This window comes from Mesorhizobium sp. M1078 (genome assembly GCF_040318615.1).
Classification (GTDB): Bacteria; Pseudomonadota; Alphaproteobacteria; order Rhizobiales; family Rhizobiaceae; genus Mesorhizobium.
Genome location: NZ_JAMYMP010000068.1, coordinates 1 through 9,437, shown reverse-complemented (window position 1 = coordinate 9,437; position 9,437 = coordinate 1). Strand labels below are relative to the sequence as shown.

General features: G+C 57.6%; 9 protein-coding genes and 1 pseudogene. 9 read left to right on the top strand and 1 reads right to left on the bottom strand.

Annotated features, from left to right (window positions below; genetic code table 11):
- The 9 genes from NKH38_RS32725 to NKH38_RS32685 form a co-directional block, all read left to right on the top strand.
- A partial coding sequence (locus tag NKH38_RS32725) for a CheB methylesterase domain-containing protein (RefSeq protein ID WP_352842111.1) occupies positions 1-637 on the top strand: 637 nt, incomplete at its 5' end.
- Positions 628-1,251, top strand: a complete 624-nt coding sequence (locus NKH38_RS32720) for a HEAT repeat domain-containing protein (protein WP_023673732.1) — start codon at positions 628-630, stop codon at positions 1,249-1,251. The genes NKH38_RS32725 and NKH38_RS32720, both read left to right, overlap by 10 nt.
- Positions 1,248-2,084 (top strand): CheR family methyltransferase, encoded by an 837-nt coding sequence (locus NKH38_RS32715; RefSeq protein ID WP_023673731.1) that lies wholly within the window; start codon positions 1,248-1,250, stop codon positions 2,082-2,084. Before NKH38_RS32720 ends, NKH38_RS32715 begins: the two co-directional genes overlap by 4 nt.
- Positions 2,081-2,476 carry a response regulator gene (locus NKH38_RS32710; protein ID WP_023673730.1) on the top strand — a complete coding sequence of 132 codons (396 nt, stop codon included), beginning with the start codon at positions 2,081-2,083 and terminating at the stop codon, positions 2,474-2,476. The genes NKH38_RS32715 and NKH38_RS32710 overlap by 4 nt, the downstream gene beginning before the upstream one ends.
- Positions 2,469-4,694, top strand: a complete 2,226-nt coding sequence (locus tag NKH38_RS32705; RefSeq protein ID WP_023673729.1) for a chemotaxis protein CheA — start codon at positions 2,469-2,471, stop codon at positions 4,692-4,694. Before NKH38_RS32710 ends, NKH38_RS32705 begins: the two co-directional genes overlap by 8 nt.
- On the top strand, positions 4,691-4,945 hold the full coding sequence (locus tag NKH38_RS32700) for a hypothetical protein (RefSeq protein ID WP_023673728.1): 255 nt from the start codon (positions 4,691-4,693) through the stop codon (positions 4,943-4,945). The genes NKH38_RS32705 and NKH38_RS32700 overlap by 4 nt, the downstream gene beginning before the upstream one ends.
- A 57-nt stretch (positions 4,946-5,002) precedes the next feature.
- Positions 5,003-5,380 carry a response regulator transcription factor gene (locus tag NKH38_RS32695; protein ID WP_352765558.1) on the top strand — a complete coding sequence of 126 codons (378 nt, stop codon included), beginning with the start codon at positions 5,003-5,005 and terminating at the stop codon, positions 5,378-5,380.
- Positions 5,377-6,018 carry a chemotaxis protein CheX gene (locus NKH38_RS32690; protein WP_023673726.1) on the top strand — a complete coding sequence of 214 codons (642 nt, stop codon included), beginning with the start codon at positions 5,377-5,379 and terminating at the stop codon, positions 6,016-6,018. Before NKH38_RS32695 ends, NKH38_RS32690 begins: the two co-directional genes overlap by 4 nt.
- A gap of 4 nt (positions 6,019-6,022) precedes the next feature.
- On the top strand, positions 6,023-8,314 hold the full coding sequence (locus NKH38_RS32685) for a PAS domain-containing hybrid sensor histidine kinase/response regulator (RefSeq protein WP_031204560.1): 2,292 nt from the start codon (positions 6,023-6,025) through the stop codon (positions 8,312-8,314).
- Between the two features lie 705 nt (positions 8,315-9,019).
- Here the strand turns inward: NKH38_RS32685 and NKH38_RS32680 are convergent.
- Positions 9,020-9,437, bottom strand: a pseudogene (locus NKH38_RS32680) (transposase); the annotation flags it as partial.

Here is a 9,437-nt window from a genome sequence, read left to right as displayed (position 1 = left end):
GCCGACAAGTCCTTATCCCGCCCCAATAGCGTCAAAAAAACCCATCGTAAAAACTGGGGTAAATGGGCTGGTGCTCATCGGCGTTTCGACAGGAGGGCCGCCAGCACTGGAGGCTGTTGTCGGAGCGCTGCCAGCATCGTTCTCCTGGCCAATTTTGATTGCTCAGCACATGCCAGAATCCTTCACGGGCGCACTGGCCAAACGTTTGAACAGCCTGAGCGCCATCGAGATCGTGGAGGTTACCCGCCCTACGGAAGTCGTGCCTGGTGTCGCTTACATTGCGCGGGGTGGGGCGGACATGATTTTATCGCGCCGAGGAGGCGTCGTATTTGCCATGAATGTCCCGTCCCAGGTCGACTATCCCTGGCATCCAAGCGCCGACCGGCTTGTTCGAAGTGCCATGGAACAAATACCTCCCAGCGACCTTATCGGTATTCTCATGACCGGAATGGGCAATGACGGCGCCAGTGCTATGAAACTCCTGCACGAGCGAGGCGGAACGACGATCGCTGAAGCGGAAGAAACCGCAGTGGTTTGGGGGATGCCCGGGGAATTGGTCAAGGGCGGTGGTGCAGATTGGATTCTGCCGCTACCCGAGATAGCCCGGCAATTGATGAAGGTTGTGCCTTGCCTCTGATCCGCAAAGAGCTTCCCAACCAAGCCGGGATCCGCGACGCATCGCCCACGGATGCATTTTCTTCGTTGACGAGTCGGAACAGTGAGGAAAGGCGAGCGGCGGCTCGCGAGTTTATTGTCACCTCTGACAACGCCGGTGTGATCTCCAGCGCAATTCAGAGTGAAGCGGTTGATGGCGTGCTGCAGGCTTTGTTTACAGCCCTTATGCGATCAGCCAATGCGGCAAGCGTCGACGTTGCTCTGCAATACCTACGATCCGACGATGCCCGCTTGCGCACCGGGGCACTAGACGCCTTGCGCGCATTGCAAGATCAGCTCCTGCCGCGGTTGACTGGACTGCTCAGTGACCCGGAGCCCGACGTTCGCATCCTCGCCTGCGAACTCGTTCGCGCGCAGCAGCCTTCAACGGTGATTGATTTGCTGGTTCCCCTCCTGGCTAATGATTGCAATGGCAACGTTTGCGGTGCCGCGATCGACGTCATGGCGGAGGTGGCGGCGCCTGACCACGTTGCCTTGTTACTCCAGTGCGCCGCGCGTTTTCCCTCGGATCCCTTTTTGGATTTCGCCGCCAAAACCGCGGCCCTCCGGATCGGGGCGCGGAACGCCCCTCAGTGATCGAGATCACGGACGAAGAGATCCGTCGACTGGGAGACTTCCTCTATCGACGCACCGGCATGGTCTATTCGGTATCCAAGCGCTATTACATAGAGCGCCGGATCGCTGATCGTGCAAACGCAACCGCCTCTCCTTCTTTCGAAAGGTATTTCGCAAAACTTCGTATTGATGCCGAGGGTGAGATCGAGAAGTTCATCAACGCCTTTACCGTCAATGAGACTTATTTCAACCGGGAAGATCATCAATTTCGGTGTCTCACGAAGGATTTGCTGCGTGAAAGAATCGCAGCCGGCTATGGGAAAGACCAGTTGCGTTTGTGGTCGGTACCTTGCGCGACTGGGGAAGAACCCTATTCGATTGCGATGTGGCTCTTGGACAAGTGGCCGCTGGTCGACGCCTACAGCATCGAGATTTGCGGCTCAGATATCGATACCGAAGCGCTTGCCGCGGCCAAGCGCGGCTTTTATGACAAGCGCGCACTGATGCGCTTGCCGGGCCAGGTCATCGACCGCTACTTTCACCAAGAAGCCGACGATCGGTGGCGGCTTGTCGAAGAGTTGAGGGAGTCGGTGCAATTTTCCAGTGTCAATCTAATAGAATCTAACGAGACCAGGCACCACGGCCAATTCGATGTCATTTTTTGCCGAAACGTCCTCATCTACTTCGACGACGCTTCGCGTCGCATTGCTGCAGACAACCTCTATGAAAGCCTTTTACCCGGCGGCTACATTTGCCTTGGCCACACAGAGTCGATGAGCCGTATCTCTCCGCTGTTCGAAATCCGTCGGTTCGAAGATGGTATTGTCTATCAGAAACCAGAGGTCGGGCGGTGAGCAAACCTACGCTCCATCGCGTCCTGGTGGTCGATGACGCAGCTCTCGTGCGCCTGTACTATCGAAGCGTGCTGGAGCCAGCGGGCTATGAGGTGTTCGAGGCTTTGAACGGGGTGGAAGCCTTGGAGCAACTGCTTGGGTTCGAGATCGTCGACCTTCTGATCGTGGACATCAACATGCCGGTCATGGATGGCCTCAGCTTCTTAAGGATGCTTCGGCAACGAGGCGAACCGTTTGCGTCCACCCCCGTGCTCATCACCAGTACGGAAGCCGGGCTCCATGACCTGCGGGCTGCCCAAATTGCCGGAGCGAACTTCTACGCCGCCAAGCCCGTCGCTGGGCAGGACCTGTTGGAGCTCGTTGCCTTGCTTGCTGGATCAACCCATGATTGAACTTCTTGAGCAGTTCCTGGTGGAGTGCCGCGAGTCTGTGCAGCAGGCAACACTGGATCTTCTGGCGCTCGAAGGTGATTCAGGCGATCACACTAGGCTGGACAGTGCTTTTCGGTCGTTTCACACCCTCAAGGGCGGGGCCGGTATCGTCGATTTTCCAGATATGGCGAGGGGTCTGCACGCGGCTGAGGAACTGCTCGATTCCGGCCGGTCCGGTACGAGGACGTTAAGCACTGCGGATATCGGCAACTGTCTCTGGGCATTGGATCAAGTCACCGGCTGGCTCGATAGCATTGAGGTAAAGGGAACTGTCCCGGAGGATGCAGGGTCGACCGCGGATGAGATGGTCCGCCGCTTGCAAGCGGCGCTATGGGAAGAACCTCCGGGAAAGAGCCCGCCCGCCTTGTTGGCGGCGGGGTGGTTGACATCTCTTTTGAAGGCCAACCATGATGTCGCAGCCCGAGCCTCAACCGGGTTGTTGTTCCAGCCCGACCCACAGTGCTTCTTTCGCGGCGAAGATCCCCTTGCGTTGGTCGCCGGCCTGCCTGGCCTGTTAGCTCTTCATGTGGAACAGGTTCATGTCTGGCCTTCGTTGAGGGAAGGTGATCCATTCGAGTGCAACCTGCTCTTCACAGCGTTGTCCTCTGCTCCGCAGGACGCTTTGTTGCGCTATACCCAAGCGATAAGCTCGGACTCTTCGAGCGTCCTCGAGATCCGCGAGCTTTCTTCTGCCGTCCCCGATCAGCGCGCAGGACTTAGCCGGATGGCGCGGCTGGTGCTCGAAGCGCAGTCCCAACTCCTTTCCCAGGTCGCGACCACAGGTCTGGCCGGCCGAGTAGGCGCCGCGCGGCGCGTGGTGATGAATATCCTGGCTCGGAGCGTCCGGCACAAGGATACGCTGGAACGCTACGATGGTAGTGTGCCGGACGCGGACGATCCAGAGGGACGACAAGCACTCATCCTCCTGATCGACCGGGTTTTGGGAGACGAGGCCCAAGTCCTCGAATTCTCCGTGAACCGGGATTCCCGCCTCGCCATCCCGAACTCAAATGCTGCCCGATCACTGCGGGTGAGCGTCGAACGCATTGATGCCTTAGTGAATTTGGCCGGCGAACTGTCGGTTGCCAAGAATGCCCTAACGCATGCCGCAACGCTAGCCCGGAGTGGAACTCCATCGGCGGATTTGGCGGCCGTGTTGGAGGAACAACAATCCCGACTGGAGAGGTTGGTCGATGAGTTGCAGCGTTCTGTCTTGAGCATCCGTGTCTTGCCCATGCGACAGGTGTTCCAAAGGTTTCAGCGCTTGGTGCGAGACCTTGCGACCGAAACGGGTAAGTCAGTGGTTCTCGTGACAGAAGGGGAGAACACCGAAGCAGACAAGACCATCGTCGAGGCTCTTGGAGAGCCGATTATGCATGTTCTTCGCAATGCAATCGACCATGGTGTCGAACCGGCGGACGAGCGCATCAGGACAGGGAAGCCACCGCATGCCACGATCTGCCTGCGTGCAGCGAAAGTCGGCGACAGCATTGTCGTTGAGGTGGAAGACGATGGTCGAGGTGTGGATTTCGCGAGAGTTCGACGGGTTGCGGCAGAACGCGGCCTGACGACCGGGTTCGCCTCGCTTTCCGATGACGATGCATTGGAATTGCTGTTCAATCCGGGGTTCTCGACAGCCGCAACTGTCAACACGGTCTCCGGTCGTGGGGTTGGGATGGACGCGGTGCGATCGGCGATCGAGGCGCTCGGCGGATCGGTTGGCATTGAGACGAAGCCCGGAAGCGGGACGATCGCAAAATTCACCCTGCCCTACTCCATCCTGATGACGCACCTGGTCACCGTGGAAGTAGTCAAACAAGTTTTTGGCGTTCCGCTTGAGAAAGTTATCGAAACCCGTCGACTTTCGCGCGGTGATGTCTCGATGGTTGGCGCCGCGCGCGTGTTCGGGCATCGCGGCCATACCATCCCGCTCGTTAGTCTTGCGGCGACGCTTGGCGAAACGCCGTCGGAAACGATCGCCGACGATTTCCAAGTCGTAGTCGTCCTGGTCGGGAACGACATGTGCGGGATAGAGGTCGATGATGTCGGGGAGACAATGGATATACTGATGAGACCCATCGAGGGGGTGCTCGCGGGTGTAGAAGGCGTTGCAGGCGTCACAATTTTGGGTGATGGCCGCGTCATGCTTGTTCTCGATGTGGAGGCTTTGGTGAAATGACCGTCATTTCCGACCCAAGCGGTGGACCGATCCGGCTTGAGGGCGACTGCACTTTAGAAGACAGCGAAACCCTGCTGGCAATGCTGGTTGAGTCAGGCAACATCTTAGTTGACTGGCGGAAGTGCACCAAGATCCATGCTGCCGTTCTGCAAGTCCTGATGGCGGCCCGCGTGAGGGTCATTGGGCCGTCGGGCTCGCCATTTCTCGAAAGCTATTTTCATCGCGGCTTCCGGGCAGTGCATGGCGGCTAGTTCACAATTATTGCATTTTATGCGATATCCCTAACCCCAGCTGAAATGAAGGTCGTAATGAACGTTTTGATCGTCGACGACAGCAAGCTTGCGAGAATGGCCTTGGTCAAGATTCTCGCCAAGAACTATCCGACATGGGTGACTAAAGAGGCCGGCAACGCTGATGAGGCGCTTCAACTGGCGAGTGAGTTCGCGGCTGATATCGTGTTGATGGATTACAATATGCCCGGCCGCGATGGGCTTGCCTTGGCGGCGGACTTTCGTGCCCAGGATCCGTCAATGCGATTGGCACTGATTTCCGCTAATCAGCAGCACGAGATAGTCGAAGGTGCAAAGGCGCTGGGCGCTTCCTTCCTGACCAAGCCAGTGAATGGCCCGGACCTGGTTGCGTTTCTCGGCAAACCCGACACTCCCATTGGTCAGGACGATCAATGATGACTCCGGCCGACCTTGTCTTGGAAGAACTCGAGAAGGATGCCCTCACTGAACTGGTGAACATCGCCGTCAGCCGAGCCGCCAAGAATCTCCGCGAGATGGTTGGACGACAGGTGTTCCTGTCCGTCCCAAGAATCAACCTCGTCGGCAGGCAGCAAGCCATCGATATCTTGGACGAACGCGAGATGGACCGTCTGGTTGCCGTTCACCAGGTTTTCGAAGGTGATATCACTGGTCGCGCGTTGCTTATTTTCCCAGAGGAGCGAAGTCTCGAACTTGTGCGTGCTGTAGCCGGTCCGGACCATTCATTGGAAGACATCATCGACCTTGAACAGGAAGCACTCGCAGAGACGGGCAACATCATTCTCAATAGTTGCCTGGCCACCATCGCCAACCTGTTGCGCCGTAGTCTTCGCGTCTCCTTGCCTGAGGTCATTCGAGGCACTGGAACCGACTTCTTCAATCTGGCGCCGCCGCCCCTACCCGGCGAGGTCGTACTGTTTCTCTACATAAACTTCACCGTCAAGGACAATGACATCACGGGCTACATTGCCATGCTGATGGACATGCCTTCCCTAGCGGTTTTAAAGGGCCTCTTGTGCGAGTTTATCGAGCGGATCGGTGGGAACGATAAATAGTGCCATGTTGAACACTTCTCACGATAATTCGACGCCGATATTAGATGCACTCGATTGCGGTATAATCGTGCTCGGTTCTCAAAGGCAAGTGACCGCCTGGAATGCCTGGATCGCCGCAGCCAGCAATATACGGACGACCGAGGCGATCGGAAAATCAATGGAGGAGCTTTTTCCCGGCCGGCCGCTCGGCCCAATCCTCGTTGCGTTAAACGAGGCTTTGGAAGCCGGGGCCTCCAGCCTGCTGACCCCTACACTCCACCCAGCCCTGCTTGCGTTGCGGACGCGAGCGGGCCAGCCGCTGATCCATAGCATTTCCATCCGACCAATCGGGGCGATAGGTGCGTATGAATGCCTTATTCAGATTTCGGATGTGACGGGGGCGATGCGGCGGGAAGCCGTGCTGCGCCAACGGCAGAATGCCCGTTATGATGCGGTCATGGAAAGCGCCGCGGAAGCCATTCTTACCCTGGATGACACTGGGGCAATCCAGGGAGCCAATTCGGCGGCCGAGGTGCTCTTTGAAATCGACAAGGCATCGCTTGCCGGTCAGCCGAGCGCCGGTCTGTTCGTGGAAGGCGACCGGTGGTCGCAATTGCACGACGCCAGTCGCTCAGGGCAGCAAATAGTTCATCGAGAGGTTTCCGTGAAGCGGCGCAACGGGTCGACGCGCCATCTCGAAGCTTCGATTAGCCGTTGGTCAGGTGGCGCCAAGCAATTCACCACCGCCTTTTTGCGCGATGTAACAGATCGCCTGTCCTCACAACTGAAGCTGAAGACCCTGAATGAGACGTTGGAGCAACGGGTAGCTGACGCAACCGGTGAGCGCGATATGATCTGGCGCGTCAGCCAGGATCTTTTCGTCGTAACGGATTTCGGCCTCAAGTGCCAAAGTGTGAATCCGGCCTGGACCGAGCATCTCGGCTTGGACGAAAGCGAGGTCGAGGGTAAGACTTTCGAGGATTTCGTTCATCCTGAAGATGTTGCGGCTGTGACACGGCTCTCACTATCGGATAGCCGGGTTGCGGTTCGCGACCTCGACTTACGCATGCGTGCCAATGATGGCAGGTTCATCTGGTACAGTTGGCAATTTATGCCGCGAAACAACCAATATTACGCCGCCGGGCGCGACATCAACGTCCGCAGGAATTTGGAGGATCAGCTGCGCCAAAGCCAGAAAATGGAGGCGGTGGGGCAACTCACGGGCGGTATCGCGCACGACTTCAACAACATGCTGGGAGTTGTCATCTCAGGACTCAACTTGATCCAGCGGCGCGTCGACCGCGGCGAGCCCGGCGTGCACCAACTGATCGCAGCCGCGACCGAGGGTGCCCACAAAGCTGCCATGCTGACGCAAAGGCTACTGGCTTTTTCCCGGCAGCAGCCGCTTTCCCCTGAATCCCTCGACGTCGGCCGGATGGTGCAGGATATGTCGGAGCTTTTGCGCCGGACGCTGGGCGAGCACGTAACACTCAATACGGTCGTGCAATCCGATGACGGTGCAGTGCTCGCTGATCCCAGCCAACTCGAAAATGTCCTCGTAAATCTGGCGGTCAACGCTCGCGATGCCATGCCGGAGGGCGGAACCCTGACAATCGAAACCTCTGCACTCCTGGTCGACCAGTCGGTTGCTGCAGATCATGGCATTTCCCCCGGCCCCTACGTCCTTATTGCGGTGAGGGACACGGGCTCGGGTATGAGCGCGGAGGTTCTGGAAAGAGCCTTCGAGCCGTTTTTTACCACCAAAGGTGTCGGCAAGGGAACCGGCCTTGGGCTGAGTCAGGTGTTTGGCTTCGTCAAGCAGTCCGGTGGCTATGTCAAAATCGATTCAAAACTGGGGGTGGGGACTACCATCAGCATCTGGTTGCCAAGGCACAATGGTCCCGCCGATGGAGCACGGCGGGCGAACAGCCAAGACGTTGCCAATGGCAAGCCAGAGGAATTGATCCTCGTCGTCGAGGACGAGGCGAGTGTAAGACAACTGACAATGCAAATGCTCGAGGATCTCGACTATTCGGTGATTTCTGCTGAGAATGGGGTTGAAGGCCTGCGCATTCTTGAGGATCGAGGAGACGTTTCCTTGCTGCTGACGGATGTTGTCATGCCCGGAATGAACGGTCGGGAATTTGCGGATGCTGCCGTTGAATTGCGGCCTGACTTGAGGGTGCTCTTTACGTCCGGTTACGCACGTGATGCCATAGTTCGCAATGGGATCATCGATCCAAACGTTCAACTCCTGCAGAAACCCGCTACCCTCCAAGCTCTCGCCCAGAAAGTCAGATTGGTTCTGGATAACTAGCCATTCGGCAACCGCCGTTCCGGTTTTCAGGCAAGAGGGTAGCGCGCTCGACCTGTCATATTAGACGCAAAGCGGTCATTGAGCTCTATTGAGAGCTTCGGGTCACCACGAGCGTCCGCGGTGATGCCGCCGACATTTCTCCTCGGGTCTCTACCGACGTGGTCGCGGGTGCAACAATCTGTTGCACAACTCTGCTATCTGTCCCGCCAATGCCTGACCCTCAACTTGCTCACCCCTGAATAAGTCATCGCTCGCTGTCACGGCCAGGTAAGCGACGGGACTCTTCGAACGGGCGCGTTGCATGCGGATCAGGCCATCGTTCCTCAAGATCAGCAAAGCAATCATCTATCCCAGCGGCGAGTGGATCGCTGGGACAAATCGATCGTGGTCGTCTGCAAACAAAGACGCGAACTGCCGCGGGAGAAGAAGACGGCACGGCCAGAGTAAGCAGAGAGGCGGTTCATTCGCCCGAGAGGCGTGGGTTAGAGAAATATGCGTGCGAATCCGTGCTCGATCGGGGCGTCACAGTTTTCATACATAACTAACCCGCTCGATACCCTTTGCGAACGCAGCGTCACGTCTAATCAGAATGGCTTTGAAGAGCGTGACTTGAGCATCTCTGTCGCGGGTGTTTTGGGGGTTAAATCCGCCCTTCCCTACGGTTGTGTGCGTCAAGTTCTGCAAAATGGGCGATCATGAAACTGGTCATGCGGCTTGGCGTAGAGCGAGCTTCTTGTGCTCGCGCAGATCATCCATGTTGATATAGCGGTTGGCCTCCATCCAGTTTTCATTGGTTTCGACGGCCAGCTGACCAGGCGCAGGCGCAGGCAGCTTTCGGCGTTCGGGAAGATGCGCACGACATAGGTGCGCCGGCGGATTTCCTCGTTGAGCCGTTCAAGCATGTTGGTGGACTTGAGGTGCTTGTGATGCTGACGCGGCAGCCGGAAGAAAGTCAGCGTCTGTTCTATGGCTTCTTCCGCCCAGGTGGTCAGCCGCGGGTAGCGGGCGGACCATTTGGACAGCCATGCGGCAAGATCAGCCCTGGCCTCTGCGAGATCGCGCCGGTCGTAGAGCCAGCGCAATTCCTGCAGGCAGTCGTCGCCGTGCTTCCTCGGCAGATGAT